At 68.8% G+C, this 15,747-nt stretch carries 22 protein-coding genes and 1 tRNA gene; 14 read left to right on the top strand and 9 right to left on the bottom strand.

Annotated features, from left to right (window positions below):
- Window positions 1–64 precede the first annotated feature (64 nt).
- From ABGB01_RS34575 to ABGB01_RS34565, 3 genes are all read left to right on the top strand, one after another.
- Window positions 65–712, top strand: a complete 648-nt coding sequence (locus tag ABGB01_RS34575) for a helix-turn-helix domain-containing protein (RefSeq protein ID WP_347777783.1) — start codon at window positions 65–67, stop codon at window positions 710–712.
- A 61-nt stretch (window positions 713–773) separates the two neighbouring features.
- Window positions 774–1,148: a transposase gene (locus ABGB01_RS34570; RefSeq protein ID WP_347777782.1), complete on the top strand. Its 375-nt coding sequence runs from the start codon at window positions 774–776 to the stop codon at window positions 1,146–1,148.
- A gap of 57 nt (window positions 1,149–1,205) precedes the next feature.
- On the top strand, window positions 1,206–1,619 hold the full coding sequence (locus ABGB01_RS34565; protein WP_347777781.1) for a hypothetical protein: 414 nt from the start codon (window positions 1,206–1,208) through the stop codon (window positions 1,617–1,619).
- A 135-nt stretch (window positions 1,620–1,754) separates the two neighbouring features.
- On the opposite strand, the gene ABGB01_RS34560 is transcribed toward ABGB01_RS34565, so the two are convergent.
- From ABGB01_RS34560 to ABGB01_RS34545, 4 genes are all read right to left on the bottom strand, one after another.
- Window positions 1,755–1,841: transfer RNA gene (locus ABGB01_RS34560), tRNA-Ser, on the bottom strand.
- A 10-nt stretch (window positions 1,842–1,851) separates the two neighbouring features.
- The gene (tadA, locus tag ABGB01_RS34555) at window positions 1,852–2,307 is read right to left on the bottom strand and encodes a tRNA adenosine(34) deaminase TadA (protein ID WP_347777780.1); all 456 of its coding nucleotides are present in this window, start codon (window positions 2,305–2,307) and stop codon (window positions 1,852–1,854) included.
- Entirely contained in the window at window positions 2,304–2,780 is a 477-nt protein-coding gene (locus tag ABGB01_RS34550) for a tRNA adenosine deaminase-associated protein (protein WP_347777779.1), read from the bottom strand. The genes tadA and ABGB01_RS34550 overlap by 4 nt, the downstream gene beginning before the upstream one ends.
- 17 nt (window positions 2,781–2,797) lie before the next feature.
- On the bottom strand, window positions 2,798–3,307 hold the full coding sequence (locus tag ABGB01_RS34545) for a tRNA adenosine deaminase-associated protein (RefSeq protein WP_347777778.1): 510 nt from the start codon (window positions 3,305–3,307) through the stop codon (window positions 2,798–2,800).
- Window positions 3,308–3,479: 172 nt separating this feature from the next.
- Here ABGB01_RS34545 and upp point away from each other — a divergent pair, with 172 nt between their 5' ends.
- The 6 genes from upp (at window position 3,480) to ABGB01_RS34515 (ending at window position 7,508) form a co-directional block, all read left to right on the top strand.
- On the top strand, window positions 3,480–4,118 hold the full coding sequence (gene upp / locus ABGB01_RS34540; protein ID WP_347777777.1) for a uracil phosphoribosyltransferase: 639 nt from the start codon (window positions 3,480–3,482) through the stop codon (window positions 4,116–4,118).
- Between the two features lie 165 nt (window positions 4,119–4,283).
- Complete coding sequence (locus ABGB01_RS34535) at window positions 4,284–4,508, top strand: hypothetical protein (RefSeq protein ID WP_347777776.1); 225 nt, start codon at window positions 4,284–4,286, stop codon at window positions 4,506–4,508.
- 96 nt (window positions 4,509–4,604) lie between these two features.
- Window positions 4,605–4,763, top strand: a complete 159-nt coding sequence (locus tag ABGB01_RS34530; protein WP_347777775.1) for a hypothetical protein — start codon at window positions 4,605–4,607, stop codon at window positions 4,761–4,763.
- Complete coding sequence (locus ABGB01_RS34525; RefSeq protein ID WP_347777774.1) at window positions 4,760–5,293, top strand: PH domain-containing protein; 534 nt, start codon at window positions 4,760–4,762, stop codon at window positions 5,291–5,293. Before ABGB01_RS34530 ends, ABGB01_RS34525 begins: the two co-directional genes overlap by 4 nt.
- Window positions 5,294–5,389: 96 nt before the next feature.
- Window positions 5,390–6,733 (top strand): helix-turn-helix transcriptional regulator, encoded by a 1,344-nt coding sequence (locus ABGB01_RS34520; protein WP_347777773.1) that lies wholly within the window; start codon window positions 5,390–5,392, stop codon window positions 6,731–6,733.
- Window positions 6,734–6,833: 100 nt separating this feature from the next.
- Complete coding sequence (locus ABGB01_RS34515; protein ID WP_347622974.1) at window positions 6,834–7,508, top strand: FadR/GntR family transcriptional regulator; 675 nt, start codon at window positions 6,834–6,836, stop codon at window positions 7,506–7,508.
- A gap of 13 nt (window positions 7,509–7,521) precedes the next feature.
- Here ABGB01_RS34515 and dnaN read toward each other — a convergent pair whose 3' ends face one another.
- The 3 genes from dnaN to ABGB01_RS34500 all read right to left on the bottom strand — a co-directional run bounded on the left by dnaN (window position 7,522) and on the right by ABGB01_RS34500 (window position 10,775).
- Window positions 7,522–8,619 carry a DNA polymerase III subunit beta gene (dnaN, locus tag ABGB01_RS34510; RefSeq protein ID WP_347777772.1) on the bottom strand — a complete coding sequence of 366 codons (1,098 nt, stop codon included), beginning with the start codon at window positions 8,617–8,619 and terminating at the stop codon, window positions 7,522–7,524.
- Between the two features lie 75 nt (window positions 8,620–8,694).
- Complete coding sequence (locus ABGB01_RS34505; protein ID WP_347622972.1) at window positions 8,695–9,348, bottom strand: response regulator transcription factor; 654 nt, start codon at window positions 9,346–9,348, stop codon at window positions 8,695–8,697.
- Window positions 9,348–10,775: a sensor histidine kinase gene (locus tag ABGB01_RS34500; protein WP_347777771.1), complete on the bottom strand. Its 1,428-nt coding sequence runs from the start codon at window positions 10,773–10,775 to the stop codon at window positions 9,348–9,350. The genes ABGB01_RS34505 and ABGB01_RS34500 overlap by 1 nt, the downstream gene beginning before the upstream one ends.
- A gap of 108 nt (window positions 10,776–10,883) precedes the next feature.
- Between ABGB01_RS34500 and ABGB01_RS34495 the strand changes: the two genes are divergently transcribed.
- Together ABGB01_RS34495 and ABGB01_RS34490 are read left to right on the top strand one after the other, a co-directional pair.
- Window positions 10,884–11,789 carry an ABC transporter ATP-binding protein gene (locus tag ABGB01_RS34495; RefSeq protein ID WP_347777770.1) on the top strand — a complete coding sequence of 302 codons (906 nt, stop codon included), beginning with the start codon at window positions 10,884–10,886 and terminating at the stop codon, window positions 11,787–11,789.
- Between the two features lie 5 nt (window positions 11,790–11,794).
- Window positions 11,795–12,517, top strand: coding sequence for an ABC transporter permease (locus tag ABGB01_RS34490; protein WP_347777875.1), 723 nt, complete (start codon window positions 11,795–11,797; stop codon window positions 12,515–12,517).
- Between the two features lie 2 nt (window positions 12,518–12,519).
- Here ABGB01_RS34490 and ABGB01_RS34485 read toward each other — a convergent pair whose 3' ends face one another.
- Window positions 12,520–13,434: an SMP-30/gluconolactonase/LRE family protein gene (locus ABGB01_RS34485; RefSeq protein ID WP_347777769.1), complete on the bottom strand. Its 915-nt coding sequence runs from the start codon at window positions 13,432–13,434 to the stop codon at window positions 12,520–12,522.
- A gap of 56 nt (window positions 13,435–13,490) precedes the next feature.
- Here ABGB01_RS34485 and ABGB01_RS34480 point away from each other — a divergent pair, with 56 nt between their 5' ends.
- Both ABGB01_RS34480 and soxR read left to right on the top strand, forming a co-directional pair.
- Window positions 13,491–13,922 (top strand): Lrp/AsnC family transcriptional regulator, encoded by a 432-nt coding sequence (locus ABGB01_RS34480; RefSeq protein ID WP_347777768.1) that lies wholly within the window; start codon window positions 13,491–13,493, stop codon window positions 13,920–13,922.
- Window positions 13,923–13,931: 9 nt separating this feature from the next.
- Complete coding sequence (gene soxR, locus ABGB01_RS34475; RefSeq protein WP_347777767.1) at window positions 13,932–14,468, top strand: redox-sensitive transcriptional activator SoxR; 537 nt, start codon at window positions 13,932–13,934, stop codon at window positions 14,466–14,468.
- On the opposite strand, the gene ABGB01_RS34470 is transcribed toward soxR, so the two are convergent.
- Window positions 14,437–14,889, bottom strand: a complete 453-nt coding sequence (locus ABGB01_RS34470; protein ID WP_347777766.1) for a universal stress protein — start codon at window positions 14,887–14,889, stop codon at window positions 14,437–14,439. The two genes, soxR and ABGB01_RS34470, sit on opposite strands and share 32 nt — an antisense overlap.
- Before the next feature lie 268 nt (window positions 14,890–15,157).
- Here ABGB01_RS34470 and ABGB01_RS34465 point away from each other — a divergent pair, with 268 nt between their 5' ends.
- Window positions 15,158–15,727 (top strand): TetR/AcrR family transcriptional regulator, encoded by a 570-nt coding sequence (locus ABGB01_RS34465; protein ID WP_347777765.1) that lies wholly within the window; start codon window positions 15,158–15,160, stop codon window positions 15,725–15,727.
- The last annotated feature ends 20 nt before the right edge of the window (window positions 15,728–15,747 follow it).

The following is a 15,747-nucleotide window of genomic DNA, read 5'->3' as shown; positions in this document are numbered from 1 at the left end:
ACCCAGCGACGGTGGCGACAAGTGCAGCAGCAACAAAGACATGGGTAGCTATAGTCGAGGAGCCATGGCTGAGACCACGGGGCGACGAGAGCGCAAGAAGCTTCAGACACGGCAGGCGCTGGTGAACGCGGCGATGCGGCTGTTCGAGCAGAAGGGTTTCGAGCGCACCATGGTGACCGAAATCGCCGAGGCTGCCGACGTGTCCGAGCGGACGTTCTACCTGCATTTCCCCACAAAAGAGGATGTCGTGATCGGCAGCGCGCAGGTACGTCTCGACGAAGGGCTGCAAGCCATCGCGGGGTGGCGACCCGGTCAGAGCGTGGCCGAGATCCTCGAACGCGCTGCGCAGTCGATCGTCGAGGACACTTGGCGCCACGATCTGCCCAGCGGTCTGGCCGCGCTTCGGGTGAAGCTGCTCGCTTCCACCCCATCGGTTCAGTCGCGGCTGGTGCACCGCATGCTGCAGACACAGGGCGAGCTGATCGACGCACTGCATCGGGCGGCACCGGAGCTGGTCAGCCGGACCGATGCGGCGGCGCTGGTGGGCGCGGTGCTCGGCGCGCTCAACGCCACCGCCATCCTCAGCATCGAGCGGGGCGACGGGCCCGATGAGGTGCGCGCCGCGTTGCGCCGCGGCATCGACCTCGCGCTGCGGCCGTACCAGCTGATGAGCCTGAGGAAGCAGAGCGAGACTGGCGAAGCAACCACGTGAGGCCTGCCGAGCCGATATGAAACCGCGACCTGCAGTTGGTCGGCCTCCTGCGTTCATCCAGGTGCTGGGCAGGATCCGGGTGGCCCGCCTCGGCGGCGGCCGTCCCAGGACCCGCCCGGACCGGGTCCTGGCCGACAAGGCCTGCACCAGCAAGGCCAACCGCACTCATCTGCGCCGGCGTGGGATCAAGGCGTGCACTCCGAGCAAGGCCGACCAGGACGCTCACCGACGAGCCAAGGGGCCGAAGGGAGGCCGCCCGCCGGCCTTCGACCCCGCGTTCTACCGGTTGCGGCACGCTGTGAAGTGCGGCATCAACCTGCTCAAAGGCAACCGCGGCATGGCAACCCGCTACGACAAGCTCGTCGTACGCGGCGAAGCCGTCGTCATCATCGCTGCGATCAACCAGTGGCTCAATGCCTTATGGAACACGACCTAGAGCGTACGGGGAGGCGGGTTGCGGGCCGGTTCCCTCGTAGGCGGCGATCCAGGAGTCGTGGAGCCACATCTGGGTGCCTCGGCGTCCTCGCCCGGAGTCCCAGGTGATGTCGCGCTCATAGGTCAGCACGGTCTCGTCGGGGCCGACGATGACCCAGAGCACCCTGAGCTGACCCGGCTGCTGTTGTGGGAGGGCCTGCTTGATCTGCCGGAAGTGCCCGACGAGGATTCCCGCACTGCCTACTACCGCACCAAGGTTGCGGCTTTCACCCGAGCCCAGCAGACGCACCTGATCAGCGACGACATGTCAGGCCCCGACCTGGCCTTCCTCATCCTGGCCCTCGCAGGCTGGTGGTACGCGGTCCCACAGATGGCGCGCATGATGCATGCCGACGATCCGGCGACCCAGGAAACAGCCAGGGAAGCGCTCATGCGCGCCGCCATGAAGCTGGCCACTCCCACGTCACTGTGATCCCGCAGCGACGGCCTGCCCGACCGCGACGGTGAACATGGCTGCGGCGAGCAGGGTGTCGAAACATGCCCCCATGATCTTGGAAAACGAAAGGCCTCCGACCTGTTCATCCAGGTCGGAGGCCCAACTTAGCGGCGGTGGTGGTGGGATTTGAACCCACGGATGAGTTGCCCCATCACACGCTTTCGAGGCGTGCGCCCTCGGCCACTAGGCGACACCACCGCGAACGAGCTTACCGGATCCTGCGGGTAGCGAAGAACCGCTTTAGTACGGCGGAGCACTCGGCGGCCAGGACCCCCATGACGACCTCGGGCCGGTGGTTGAGCCGGCGATCGCGTACGACGTCCCAGAGCGAGCCCACGGCGCCGCCCTTCTCGTCGACGGCGCCGTACACGATCCTGTCGACCCGAGCCAGCACCGCGGCGCCCGCGCACATCGTGCAGGGCTCGAGGGTCACCACGAGCGTGCAGCCGGTCAGCCGCCACCGGCCGCGGCGGGCGGCGGCCCGGCGGAGCGCGAGCACCTCGGCGTGGGCGGTCGGGTCGGCGGACGACTCGCGGTCGTTGCCCGCCGCGGCCAGGACCTCGCCGAACTGGTCGAGCACAACGGCCCCCACGGGGATCTCTCCCCTGTCGCCGGCCGTGGCGGCCTCCGCCAGGGCCAGGCGCATGGCCTCCTCGTGGGTCACCGCAGCCGGTCGAGCTCGTCGGCGAACGACAGCCGCTCGGCGATCACCGACAGGATGTCGGCGGGCAGCATGCCCTCTTCCACACTCAGCTCCAGCAGCTCTTCCGAACTCAGCCCAAGGTCGCTGAGCAGCTCGAAGTCGCCGGCAGGGCGCACGCCGAGGCCGTTGCCCTCCTTTTCCGGGACCACGCCGGCGAACTCGGCGAAGAGCTCGCCCAGGCGGTGGGAGACGACCGCGTGCACGTCGGACAGGAAGACGCGCGGCTCGTCGTCGCCGCGGTAGCGGACGAGGGCGAACCACTCGTCCTCCACCTCGACGCAGAGCAGGGCCAGCTCGTCGCCCGTGAGCCCCAGCGTCTCCATGACGGCGTCACCGAAGTCGTCGACGATCTCGGCGTCATCCAGATCGACCTCGGCGCCGCTCCAACCATCGGAGGTCCTGACAAAAGCCGCAGAGAAGGTGTTGGACGCCATATCCGCGCTCCAGGGGGTCAGCCGAAGACGGATTCGATGGCACGCTCGAACGGCTCGGAGAAGCCGAGCCGGGCGGCGATGCTGGACAACACGTCTTCGGGCAGCAGGTCAATGTCGCCGGAGAGGATGCCCAGCTCCATCTCGTCCAACCCGAGATCGGCGAAGATCGACAGATCTCCGGCGGGGAGCACGGTCTCCTCGTCCTGGAGGATCTCGTCGAGCTCCTCCTCGTCGGGGACGGGCACGTCGAGGTAGTCGAGCACCTGCTCCGCCAGCGGGAAGTCCCACGAGGCGGCGATGTCGGACAGGAACACCTCGACCCGCTCGCCCAGAACCCGCAGCGCCACGAAGAACTCGTCGCCCACGGCGATAAGGCCGATCGTGCTGCTCTCGCTGGGCTGCTGCCTGAGGGCGTGGATCAGCCCCTTCAGATCAGACGTGAGCGTGCTGGGCAACAGCCCGGCGTCCCAGCGATCGTCCTCGCGATAAACCACGATGGCGAAGTCGAGAGCGTCTTCGTCTGTCATCGCCATCTCCACCCGACCTCTGACACGACAGATATCACCAACACCTCATGGTTCCAGAGTCGGCCACCGGTCGTGTGCCTCTCCGACCAAATTGTGATCAAAACCGATGAGGTGAGCGGCCGTACGCAGCACGATCTGCGTCGCCGGCCGTCACGAGATAGCGTGGTCCTCTATGGAAACCCTCGTCGTCGACCATCCGCTCGTGGCACACAAGCTGACCGCGCTGCGTGATGTCCGCACCGACTCGCCGACGTTCCGCAGGCTCGCCGACGAGCTGGTGACGCTGCTCGCGTACGAGGCCACCCGCGACGTGCGCGTCACCGACGTCACGGTCGACACGCCCGTCTCCCCCGCCCACGGCGTCCGGCTGGCCAAGCCGCACCCGCTGGTCGTGCCCATCCTGCGCGCGGGGCTCGGCATGCTCGACGGCATGACCCGGCTGCTGCCGACGGCCGAGGTCGGGTTCCTCGGCATGATCCGCAACGAGTCGACGCTGCAGGCGGAGACCTATGCCACGCGGTTGCCCGACGACCTGTCCGGGCGGCAGTGCTTCGTGGTCGACCCCATGCTCGCCACCGGCGGCACGCTGGCGGCGGCCGTGCAGTTCCTCTTCGACAGGGGAGCCGTCGACGTCACGGCCATCTGCCTGCTGGCCGCGCCCGAGGGCCTGGCCCACATGGACAAGGTGTTCGCCAACTCCGGCAAGCCGATCCGCGTGGTGACCGCCGCGCTCGACGAGCGGCTCAACGACAACGGCTACATCGTGCCGGGGCTCGGCGACGCCGGCGACCGGCTCTACGGCGTGGTCTGAGCGGTGTGATCAGAAGCACTGTCGCGAAAAGTCCTTTTTCCGTCACGCGGAGTCGTCACTTCGTTACATAATGTGGTTGAGTGGGTACGAAGAGACAGGAAGGCAACTTCCGCATTGCGCGTGGGGGAGCACGATGAGCGACATGCCCGGTGCCGAGGTGTTCTCGTGAACGATCACACCAAGGCCGATCCGACTCCGTACGCGGAGGTGGAGGCGCTGCTGCGCGACGAGTTCGCCAGCATCCATTCCTCGACCACCGTAACGCGCTGTGTCGAAGCAGCGCACTACGGCGCGCTGGAGGTCACTGGCTACGCCCATCCCGGCCTCGTGGAGCGCATCGCGCGTAAGCACCTTCACGTGCTGGCTCTGGTGGCCAGCGAGCGTGGTTAGCAAGATCCGAACATACCCGCCAAGTTACCTTTACCCGGGCACCCGGGTGGGTAATGTAGACGGTGGGTGGAGTGGGTAAGTGGCACGGAGGCGACAGTGCAGGTCAAAAAAGTCCTCACATACAGTGGTATCGCATTTGTCGCGTACTACCTGTTCGCGCGACCAGCTGACGCCGCGGACGCGGTGAGAGGAGCGTTCGACACGGTGTTCAACGCGGCCGACTCGCTGGCCCAATTCGTGAACAGCCTCGCATGAGACTTGTGACCCACGGGGACTCCGCTCCGTCGTCGGTCAACCGCTACCTCCTCCCCCACGAACAACAGGTCCTCATGGTGCGGCGGCACCCTGCCATCCTGCTCCGTCCGGTCGCCGAGGTCTTCGGCGGCCTCGTCGTCGCCGGGTTGCTCAGCAGCTTCTTCGGCGGCGCCGAGGCGGGTGGCACGGCGCTCGTCGTCGTCTGGTGGCTGTGGCTCCTGCTGCTGATCCGTTTCGTATGGAAAGTGGCGGAGTGGTCGGTCGATTACTTTGTGGTGACGTCCACACGAATGTTGCTGACCACCGGGCTCATCACCCGCAAGGTCGCGATGATGCCCTTGGGCAAGGTCACCGACATGAGCTTCCAAAGATCTCTGCTTGGGCGCATGCTCGGTTACGGTGAGTTCATCCTGGAGTCGGCAGGCCAGGACCAGGCACTGTCAACGATCGAGTACATTCCGTATCCGGAGACCCTGTACCTCGAGGTCTGCCAGATGCTTTTCCCCGGCAAGGACGACAGCGACGATTAATCTCCCTGCGGGGAATTCTTCATGTGGGGATACCCGATTCGGCTACTTCATGCAATCATTGCGTGTTGTTGACCCTTCCCCGCCTTGAGAGATGAGATGCCGAGTCAGGGAACCATCGGTGACCGCGTCCGAGGACTGCGGCTGAACAGGCGGATGTCCCAGGCCCAACTGGCCGGGCCCGACCTGTCTGACAGTTATGTCTCGCTCATAGAGTCGGGCAAGCGCACGCCGACTCCTGTCGTGGCCCGGCTGCTCGCAGAGCGACTCGGCTGCACGACCGAGTTCCTGCTGCACGGGATCGAGCCCCGTCAGCGGATCGACACCGAGCTGGGGCTGCGCCACGCCGAGCTGGAGTTGCAGCACGGCGACCCGTCCACAGCCGCCGACCGTTTCACGGAGATCGTGAAGGCGGCCGACGAGGAAAACGCCATGCTGACCGCGCACGCCCGCTTCGGCAGGGCACGCGCTCTGGAGGCGCAGGGCAGGCTCGGCCAGGCCGTCGAGGCCTTCGAGCGCCTGCGCAGGGAGGCGTCGGCCCACCCCGAGCGGCTGGCCGATCTGCCGCTCGCCATCTCGCTGAGCCGCTGCTACCAGCGGGCGGGCGACCGGCTGCGCGCCCACGACCTGGCGGTCTCCGCGCTGCGGCAGGCCGAGCGGCTGTCCATCACCCAGGGTGAGGTCGCCATCGACCTGGCCACCGCGCTGGTGGAGTCGCGCAGCGAGCGCGAAGACGACTCCACCGAGCTCGACTACGTCAAGAGCGTGCTCGACGTGACCGGTGTCCCACAGGTTGTGGACCGTTCCGGAGAGATCAGGGCGTTGTGGGAGGCGAGCTCGGCCGCCGCCGCGGGCGAGGACTCCGCGCTGGCCGTCAGCCTGGCCGACGACGCGATCATGGCCGGGCGCGAGTCGCGGCTGGCGCTGCAGCTCGCGCGGGCCGCCATGCACTGGTCGCGGCTGCCCACGGCGGACATCGACGAGGCCGAGCGGCTCGTCACGGCCGCCTCCGAGGCGTTCGCCGCCTTCCCCGGCACCACCCGCGAGCACGGCGAGAGCCTCGCGGTGCACGCGCGGGTCCGGCTGCGGGCCGGCGACCCGGCGCGCGCCGGTGAGCTCGCCACGGTGGCCCTCGGACTGTCGCACGACCGTTCCGGCACGACTGCCGCCGAGGCGCACCTCGTGCTGGCCACCGTCGCGCTCGACCTGGGCGGCGACGCCGCAGCCCACGTGCGCGCCGCGCAGGAACTGCTCGCCGGGCTCGACCGGCCGGTGTTCGGCTCCGATCGGCAGGCCGCACGCTGCTGGCGCGAGCTGGGCGACCTCTACGGCAGGATCGGATCCGTGACCCAGCAGACCGCGGCCTACCATAAGGCTCTCGAGTCGGCCGGAGTCCGCTCCGCCATGGCGGGGGTGACGGTCGACGCCACAGTTTCTCGCTGAAACCTCCGGGAGCTCCAGATTTGGCTTTTCGAGTCTGGAATAATTAGGGTCTACCAGTCATTCACTCATAGGATGATTGGTTTCCCGGAGGAGGCGGACTGTGAGTCTGCGTACGGCGCAGCGAGCTTCGCTCGTCGACCAGGTGATCGATCAGCTCAAGGAGCAGATCACCTCAGGGACGTGGCCGATGAACGGCAAGATCCCTACCGAGACGGTGCTCGCTGAGCAGCTCGGTGTTGGCCGCAACACCGTTCGGGAGGCCGTACGCGCGCTCACGCACGCCGGGCTGCTCGAATGCCGCCAGGGCGACGGCACCTACGTCCGGGCCACCAGCGAGCTGTCCGGCGCGATGTTGCGGCGGTTGCGCCAGGCCGAGCAGCTCGAGATCTTCGAGGTGCGCCGCGCGCTCGAGGTCGAATCGGCGCGCCTGGCCGCCACCCGGCGCACTGACGAGGACATTGAGCGCATCGAGGCGGCGCTGGCCGAGCGCGACCGGGCCTGGGAGCTGGACGACCCCGATCTCTTCGTGGAGGCCGACCTGGCCTTCCACATGGCGGTCGCGCACGCCACGCACAACCTGGTGCTGATCGACCTCTACGAGGACTTCTCGGCGGCGCTGCGGGCCAGCATCACGGCCGCGGGCACGTCGCTGAACAAGAGCTATATCCCCCACGACGCGATCGCCAGGGCCATCGCCGCCGGCGACGCCTCGGCCGCCGAGCGGGCCGGGCACGCCTGCATGGAGCACATCCTCATCGCCCTGACCGAAGCCTGACGTCAGGCGAGAGTCATGACTGGCGCAGCGACATGACGAGGTAGCGGAAGGCGGGCTCGGCGTCGCCGGGCACGTCCTGGATGAGGGCGGGCCTGGTGGGCGACTCCATGTTGATGCGCGCCACCTCGCTCTCGATGCCGGTCAGCCCGTCGAGCAGGAACTGCGACTGGAAGGCGATCTGGATGTCGTCGCCGCGCAGCTCGCACTCGACCACCTCGGTGCCGCGCCCGATGTCGCCGCCGCCGGCCTGGATGAGCACCTGGCCCTGGCTGAACGACAGCCGGATCGCGGTGTTGCGCTCGGCCACCAGCGCCACCCGCTTGATCGCGTTGACGAACGGCGCCACGGCCACGTCGGCCCTGATCGACCAGTCGTTGGTCAGCCGCGCGCGATAGTCGATGAACTGCTCGTCGAGCAGGCGCACGGTCGTGCTGCGGCCGACGCTCTCGAACCCGGCGACCCCGTCGCCCATCGAGACCGACACCTCGCCGCCGCGCAGCGACTTGGCCACCTCGACCAGCACCCGCGCCGGCACCATCGCGGAGACGGCGACGTCGGAGGCGACCGGGCGCCAGGTGAAGTCGCGGGCGGCGATGCGATAGCGGTCGGTCGCCGCCATCGCCACCGACTCGCCCTCGATGTCGACCCTGATGCCGGTGAGCATGGGCAGCGTGTCGTCGCGGCTGGCCGCCGGCGCGACCTGCCCGACGGCGGAGGCGAACACGCTGCCGCCGATCGCTCCGACGCTCGGCGGCATGGCCGGCATGGTCGGGAAATCCTCGACCGGCATCGTGATCAGCCCGAACTCGGCGCTCCCGCAGGTCAGCACCGCCTCGGCGCCCTCGGTGACGATCTCGACATCGTCGGCGGGCAGGCTCCGGCTGATCTCGGCCAGCAACCGGCCGGGGATCAGCACGCTGCCCGTCTCGGCCACGTCGGCGTCGACCGCGGCCCGCGCGGAGACGTCGTAGTCGAACGCGGACAGGGTGAGCTCGTCACCCGCCTCCAGCAGCAACCCGGACAGGACGGGCACCACAGGGCGGCTGGGCAGGACTCGGGCGGCCCACGCCACCGCATCTGCCAAAACATCGCGGTTAACCCGGATCTTCACCTGTTACCACCTCTTCGTCGCCGTGCCCCTACGAAAATAGCCGCTACGACCGACAACTCGGGGCGGGCGACGAGGCTAACGGCTGTTGAGGTAGGCGAGCACGGCCAGCACCCGCCGGTTGTCGTCGTCGGACGGCGCGAGGCCGAGCTTGCCGAAGATGGAGGCCGTGTGCTTGGCCACGGCGCTCTCGCTGAGGTAGAGGCGCTGGGAGATGGCCGCGTTGGACCGGCCCTCGGCCATGGCCTCCAGCACCTCGCGCTCCCGGGGCGTCAGCGCGGCCAGCGGCTCGTCCCTGGCGTTGCTGGCCAGCAGCTTGGCGATCACCTCGGGGTCCATGGCCGTGCCGCCCTCGGCGACCCGGCGTACGGCGTCGACGAACTGCTCGGCGTTGAAGACGCGGTCCTTCAGCAGGTAGCCGATCCCGCCCGAGCCGTCGGCCAGCAGCTCGCGGGCGTAGAGCTGCTCGACGTGCTGGGACAGCACGAGGATCGGCAGGCCGGGCACCTTCTCCCTGGCCGCCAGCGCCGCCTTCAGCCCTTCGTCGGTGAACGTGGGCGGCAGGCGTACGTCGACGATCGAGACGTCGGGACGCAGCTCCACCAGGCCCTTGAGCAGCTCGGGCCCGCTCTCCACGGCCGCGACGACCATGAAGCCGTGGGCCTGGAGCAGGTGGACCAGCCCATCTCTGAGCAGGTAGAGGTCTTCGGCGACGAGCACGCGGTTCTTCATCAGCACAACACCTTGGCCGCCGGCTTCCCGGCGAGCAAGCGCTCGCGGTTGTGGGCGGCCGGGATGCGGATGGCCAGGACGTGCATGACGAGGCCCACCGTGATCATGCCGAAGATCGTAGGCCACTGCCAGAACTCCGGCATGTACAGCGCGAGGAACCAGGACTTCTGCTCGGCGCCCAAGGCCTTGAAGACGCCCGCCACGACCCCCTGCGGCATCGTCGGGCACCAGGCCGTCGCCCACAACATGACGACCGCAACCGTCTTCCAGCGCGGCATCTTGTGCAGGTCGCCCGCCCAGTGCTCGGGCAGCACCCGGGGCATCTCCATCGTCACGGTGGTGGGCCCGCCCGGCGGGCTGTTCAGGGCGAGCACGCCGTCGAAGGCGGCCAGCCGCCGTTCGATGCCGGAAAGGCCGGTGCCCTTCGACGGGTCGGCACCGCCCATGCCGTCGTCGGTGACCGAGATGCGCAGGTGAGGGCCGTTGGCGCTGACGTCGACCATCACCTTGCGGGCGTTGCCGTGCCGCGCCGCGTTGGAGAGCAGCTCGCTGACCGCGAAGTAGACCGCCGCCTCCACCGGCGCGTCAGGCCGGTGGGGCAGGTCGACGTCCACCGTGACGTCCATCGGGCTGTCCATGGCGAGCGCGCGGACGGCGTCGGCCAGCCCGCGCTCGGCCAGCACCGGCGGATGGATGCCCCGGATGACCCGGCGCAGCTCCGTCAGCGTCTCGGAGGAGGCGTCCCTGGCCTTGGCCAGCAACGTTTTGGCCGCCGTGGGGTCCTTGTCGACGAGCTCCTCGACGGCGCCCAGCGTCATGCCGATGGCCACCAGCCTGGCCTGCGTGCCGTCGTGCAGGTCGCGCTCGATCCTGCGCATCTCGGCCGCCTGGGAGTCGTTGGCCAGACTGCGGGTGCGCTTGAGGTGGCTCACCTGGCCCGCCAGGCGGCTGGCGGTGGTCGCGCCGAGCAGCAGCTCGCTCCACTGCGCGTAGAGGCGCAGCCCGCGCGCGGGAAGCACGATGAACAGCGGCACCAGCAGCGGCTTCACCACCACGTCGAGCACCAGCCAGAGCAGGTCGCGCCACGAGCCCGGGTCGGACAACATCCACTTCCACCGGTTGTTCCACGCCGGGATCCGTGGCGTCTTGTAGAGGGTGCGGTCGGAGCGGTACATGCCGTCGGCCTGCGGCACCGGGGGCGGCGGTTCCGGCAGGTACGGGGGCTCGATCTCGATGTCCGTCCACCTGCGCATCAGCCGCCGGTTCAGCTCCGCCAGGCGCCGGACCATCATGATCTGCCACGGGAACAGGAAGACCATGCCCAGGCCGAACGTCAGCAGCATCATGAGCCCGGCCAGCGGGATCGCGGGCACCTCGAGGACAAGAAGCGCGAGAAGCACCAGAATCCGGCCGAAGCTTCGAAGCATGCCTCCAGTCTGGGGCAACGCCGCGCCAGGGTCACTGCATCTAAGTACACCCTTGGCGGGCATCCACCCGGATTCCCCGGCGGACCACGGCTTTCTAGCGTCGATGGCATGAAAATCATCGAGGTCAGGAACCTGCGCAAGCAGTATCCGAACCACGTGGCGGTCGAGGACGTGTCCTTCGAGGTGGCGGAGGGCGAGATCTTCGGCATTCTCGGCCCGAACGGCGCGGGAAAGACCACGACAGTGGAGTGCGTCGCGGGACTGCGGGCGCCGGACGGCGGCACCGTACAGGTGGCCGGGCTCGACCCCCAGCGTGACCGGATCGAGCTGCGTCGGGTGCTGGGCATGCAGCTGCAGAGCGCCGAGCTGCCGGAGAAGATCAAGGTGCGGGAGGCCATGGACCTCTACGCCTCCTACTACCCCGACCCCGCGGACTGGTCCGAGCTGATCGAGCAGGTCGGGCTGGGCGGCAAGCGCGACACCCTGTTCAAACAGCTCTCCGGCGGGCAGCGCCAGCGGCTGTCGGTCGCGCTCGCTCTGGTGGGCAGGCCGCGCGTGGCGGTGCTCGACGAGCTGACGACGGGGCTCGACCCGCAGGCCCGCAGAGACACCTGGGAGCTCGTCGAGCAGGTACGCGATTCCGGGGTGACGATCGTGCTCGTCACCCACTTCATGGAGGAGGCCGAACGCCTCTGCGACCGGCTCGCGCTCATCGACGCCGGCAAGGTCGCCGCGACCGACACGCCGTCGGGGCTCATCGCGCAGGTGGGCGACGAGCAGCGGGTGAAGTTCCGGCCGTCCGCTCCCGTCGACGACGCCGTGCTGCTCGCCCTGCCCGAAGTGCGCGGGGTCACCAGGAGCGGCGACCAGATCGTGGTGACCGGCTCCGGCAACCTCGCCCCCACCGTCACCCTGGCGCTCGCCCAGCAGCAGATCGTGCCCGGAGACCTGCGTATCGAGCAGGCCACACTCGACGACGCGTTCCTCGCGCTCACCGGAAGGAAGCTCACGTGAAGAAGATGCTGATCGTGGAGACCAGGCTCTACCTGCGTGACTGGCCGTCGTTGTTGTTCACCATCGGGCTGCCGGTCGCCCTCCTGCTCGTACTGGGCCTCAGCATCCCGTTCATGACTGAGGCGAACGCGTCGGGCGAGCGGCCGATGGACACCCAGATGCCCAGCATGATGACGCTGCTCGCACTGCTCACGCTCGCCTGCAACATCCTGCCCGCGGTGCTCACCACTTACCGCGAGCGGGGCGTGCTCAGGCGGATGTCCACCACGCCCGTGCATCCGGTGCGGCTGCTCGGCGTGCAACTGCTGATCAACCTGGTCGTCGGCGTGGTGTCCGCGGCCATTCTCATCTCGGCCGCGGCCGCGGTGTTCGGCTCGCCGCTGCCGGGGCAGCCGGTGGTCTTCGTCCTCGTGTTCCTGCTCGGCAGCGCCGCGCTGCTGGCCATCGGGCTGGTGATCGCCGCTCTCGCGCCGAACGGCAAGACCGCTCCCGGCATCGGCGCCGTGGTGATGTTCCCGCTGATGTTCCTGGGCGGGATGTGGGTGCCGCGCGACATCATGCCGGACGCGCTGCGCACCGTCAGCGACTTCTCCGTGGCGGGGCCGTTCGCCCAGGCGCTCAAGGACGCCTGGGCCGGACAGTCTCCCGAGCTCGGGCACCTCGCGGTGGTGGCCGCCGGACTGGTGATCTTCGGTGGGCTGGCCGTACGGCTCTTCCGGTGGGAGTGAGGCTAGCGCGCGGCCCAGACAGGCGGCGCGCCGGTCACGTTGCTCATCAGCGAGTAGAGCGAGGTCGAGGCCGTGATGAACATGCGGTTGCGCTTGGGCCCGCCGAACACCAGGTTGGCGGTGAACTCGGGCAGCCTGAGACGGCCGATCAGCGTGCCGTCGGGGTCGTAGCAGAGCACCGCCTTGCCGGCCGCGGTCCACACGCGGCCGGTGTTGTCGAGCCGGATCCCGTCGAAGTTGTCGTTCTCGGTGCCCTGGGCGAACACCGCGCCGCCCGCGAGGGAGCCGTCGTCGCGCACGTCGAACACGCGTACGTGCCTGGCCCGCGTGTCGGCGACGTAGAGCCGGCTCTCGTCCAGCGAGAAGGCCAGGCCGTTGGGCCGGACGAAGTCGTCGGCCACGACGCGGACCTCGCCCGTCACCGGATCCGCGCGATAGACGTGGCAGCCGTCGATCTCCTGCTCGGCCGCGTGGCCCTCGTAGTCGCTGAGAATGCCGTACGGCGGGTCGGTGAACCAGACGGAGCCGTCGGAGCGCACGACCGCGTCGTTGGGGCTGTTGAGCCGCCTGCCCTGCCAGCGGTCGGCGATCACCGTGATCGAGCCGTCGTGCTCGGTGCGGGTGACCCGGCGGTTGCCGTGCTCGCAGGTGATCAACCGGCCCTCGCGGTCGAGGGTGTTGCCGTTGGAGTAGCCGGACGGTTGCCGGAAGACTCCGACCACGCCCGTCGTCTCGTCCCAGCGGAGCATGCGTTCGTTGGGGATGTCGCTCCAGACGAGGAACCGGCCGGCCGGGAAGTAGACCGGGCCCTCCGCCCAGCGGGTGCCGGTGTGGAGGCGTTCGACCCTGTCGTCTCCCCCGACGGCGGCGAACCGCTCGTCGAGCACCTCGAACTCAGTGGGGATCGTGTCCGTCATGTCATCCACCATACGCAGTTCGGATCTTTCGACGAACCACGATATATCATCTTGTCGTGGACAATATCGACAGGATGCTGATCGGCCTGCTCCAGGACGACGCGACGCGGTCGTACGCGATGCTCGGCAAGGCGGTGGGGCTGTCCAGCGGCGCCGCGCACGAACGCGTGCGCAAGCTGCGCGAGCGCGGCGTCATCAGGCGCACGACGATCGAGGTCGACCAGGAGACGCTCGGGCGCACGGTGACCGCGTACGTGCTGGTCGACGGCAACACGTGGATGGGCGACAGCGGTGACAGGCTGGCCGCGATCCCGGAGATCGAGGAGGCGCACGTCATCGCGGGGCCCGCGTCGGTGCTGCTCAAGGTGCGTACGAGCGGGCCCAAGGAGCTGCAGGACCTGCTGCGTCAGGTCTTCCAGGTGGACGGGGTGACGGGCACGCAGACGGTCGTCGTCCTGGAAACCCTCTTCGAGCGGACCCTCAAGTAAACTCCAGGTATGACGAAGGTCGCCTGGAACACACGAGAGCTCACCGTAGGCCAGCTCGCCGAGCGCAGTGGCGTCGCCGTCTCCGCCCTGCACTTCTACGAGTCCAAGGGCCTCATCACGAGCCGCCGTACGTCCGGAAACCAGCGCCGCTACACCCGCGACAGCCTGCGCAGGGTCGCCTTCATCAGGCTGGCGCAGCGCATCGGCATCCCCCTGAAGACCATCAAGGACGCCCTCAGCCGGCTGCCCGACGAGCGCACCCCCACCCGCGACGACTGGGCGAGTTTGTCGGCCGCCTGGCGGGGCGAGCTCGACGACCGCATCGAACAGCTGCAGCGGCTGCGCGACGACCTCACCGAGTGCATCGGGTGCGGCTGCCTGTCGCTGGACCGGTGCCCGGTGGCCAACCCGTACGATCGGCTGGGCGACGAGGGGCCGGGCGCGCGGCGCATCGACACCCGGCTGTGCCCTCCTCAGACGCTCTCCTGCGTCCCGCCCGCCGACGCATGTGCTGCTACGACGGCCCCTTCCGCGGGGGGACGATGAGCGTGGGCCGGCCCGCGTGGTGCAGCACGTGGTTGGAGACGCTGCCGAGCAGCACCGACCTGACCCCCGACAGGCCGCGCGAGCCGGTGACGATGAGCGAGGCGTCGATCTCGTCCGCCACGTCCACGATCCTCTTCCAGATCGACTCGTTGTCGGCCACCGCCCGATAGGTGACGTCGGACATCCCGCCCGCGATCGCCAGCTCGGCCCCCTCCTTGGCGTGCTGCCCGGCCTGCGCGTGGGCCGCATCCTCGGCGCCCGCGTCGAACGCCGCAGCGGCCAGCGGGTATTTCTTGATCTGAACGAGCAGCGGCTCCCACACCGTGACCACGACGGTGGGCTCGGCGGTCAGGTGTTCGGCCGCGAACTCGATGGCGGCGCGCGAGTCGGCCGAGCCGTCGTAGGCGACGAGGATGGTCATGGCGTTCTTCCCTTCGCTTCGCTCTTTCAGCAAGAGCACCGAAGCTCCACCGGTGAAGCACCGAAGCGATCAGGCGCCATTCCGGGGCCCGCTGTCTGCTTGGTCACACCGTCACGGACGGACGGGCGCCCAATTCCGGGTGGACGGAGGACTCATCCCGGCGGTGTGACCGCCTGCGGGCCGGCCGTGCGGCGCCCGCGTGCCTGGACCAGCTTCCTAAAGCTATTAGGTGAATGCCTTATAGTTGTCGGCAGACAGGAGGAAGCTCATGGTGAGAGCAGGGCTGACCCCCGAACGGCTGACCCGGGCGGGGGCGGAACTGGCCGACGAGGTCGGCTTCGACCAGGTGACCGTTTCGGAGCTCGCCCGGCGGTTCGACGTCAAGGTCGCGAGCCTCTACTCGCACGTGAACAGCTCCCAGGAGCTCAAGACCAGGATCGCCCTGTTCGCCCTGGAAGAGCTCGCCGACCGGGTGGCCGCCGCCCTGGCCGGGCGTGCCGGCAAGGACGCCCTGGCCGCATTCGCGGACGCCTACCGCGACTACGCACGGGAGCACCCCGGCCGCTACGCCGCCGCCCGGCTCCGGCTCGACCCCGAGACGGCGGCCGCCAGCGCCGGCGTACGGCACTCGCAGATGACGCGGGCGATCCTGCGCGGCTACGACATGACCGAGCCGGACCAGACGCACGCGGTCCGGATGCTGGGCAGCGTCTTCCACGGCTACGTCAGCCTGGAGATGGCCGGCGGCTTCAGCCACACTCCCGTCGACACACAGGAGTCATGGACCTGGATCCTGGACTCCCTCGACGCCCTGCTGCGCAACCGGGCCACGTCCTGACCCGCACCGCTGACGAACTC

The sequence above is a fragment of the Nonomuraea sp. B5E05 genome (genome assembly GCF_039880665.1).
Classification (GTDB): Bacteria; Actinomycetota; Actinomycetes; order Streptosporangiales; family Streptosporangiaceae; genus Nonomuraea.
Note: the sequence above shows the minus strand (reverse complement) of the source record. Positions and strands in the feature narration are given on the sequence as shown.

Excerpts from the sequence above, each read along its gene's own strand:
- ABGB01_RS34575 (WP_347777783.1), top strand. The coding sequence starts at position 65 with ATGGCTGAGACCACGGGGCGACGAGAGCGCAAGAAGCTTCAGACACGG.
- ABGB01_RS34550 (WP_347777779.1), bottom strand. The coding sequence starts at position 2,780 with ATGGCGTCCAACACCTTCTCTGCGGCTTTTGTCAGGACCTCCGATGGT.
- ABGB01_RS34545 (WP_347777778.1), bottom strand. The coding sequence starts at position 3,307 with ATGACAGACGAAGACGCTCTCGACTTCGCCATCGTGGTTTATCGCGAG.
- upp (WP_347777777.1), top strand. The coding sequence starts at position 3,480 with ATGGAAACCCTCGTCGTCGACCATCCGCTCGTGGCACACAAGCTGACC.
- ABGB01_RS34525 (WP_347777774.1), top strand. The coding sequence starts at position 4,760 with ATGAGACTTGTGACCCACGGGGACTCCGCTCCGTCGTCGGTCAACCGC.
- ABGB01_RS34520 (WP_347777773.1), top strand. The coding sequence starts at position 5,390 with ATGCCGAGTCAGGGAACCATCGGTGACCGCGTCCGAGGACTGCGGCTG.
- ABGB01_RS34505 (WP_347622972.1), bottom strand. The coding sequence starts at position 9,348 with ATGAAGAACCGCGTGCTCGTCGCCGAAGACCTCTACCTGCTCAGAGAT.
- ABGB01_RS34500 (WP_347777771.1), bottom strand. The coding sequence starts at position 10,775 with ATGCTTCGAAGCTTCGGCCGGATTCTGGTGCTTCTCGCGCTTCTTGTC.
- ABGB01_RS34495 (WP_347777770.1), top strand. The coding sequence starts at position 10,884 with ATGAAAATCATCGAGGTCAGGAACCTGCGCAAGCAGTATCCGAACCAC.
- ABGB01_RS34490 (WP_347777875.1), top strand. The coding sequence starts at position 11,795 with ATGCTGATCGTGGAGACCAGGCTCTACCTGCGTGACTGGCCGTCGTTG.
- ABGB01_RS34485 (WP_347777769.1), bottom strand. The coding sequence starts at position 13,434 with ATGACGGACACGATCCCCACTGAGTTCGAGGTGCTCGACGAGCGGTTC.
- soxR (WP_347777767.1), top strand. The coding sequence starts at position 13,932 with ATGACGAAGGTCGCCTGGAACACACGAGAGCTCACCGTAGGCCAGCTC.
- ABGB01_RS34470 (WP_347777766.1), bottom strand. The coding sequence starts at position 14,889 with ATGACCATCCTCGTCGCCTACGACGGCTCGGCCGACTCGCGCGCCGCC.
- ABGB01_RS34465 (WP_347777765.1), top strand. The coding sequence starts at position 15,158 with ATGGTGAGAGCAGGGCTGACCCCCGAACGGCTGACCCGGGCGGGGGCG.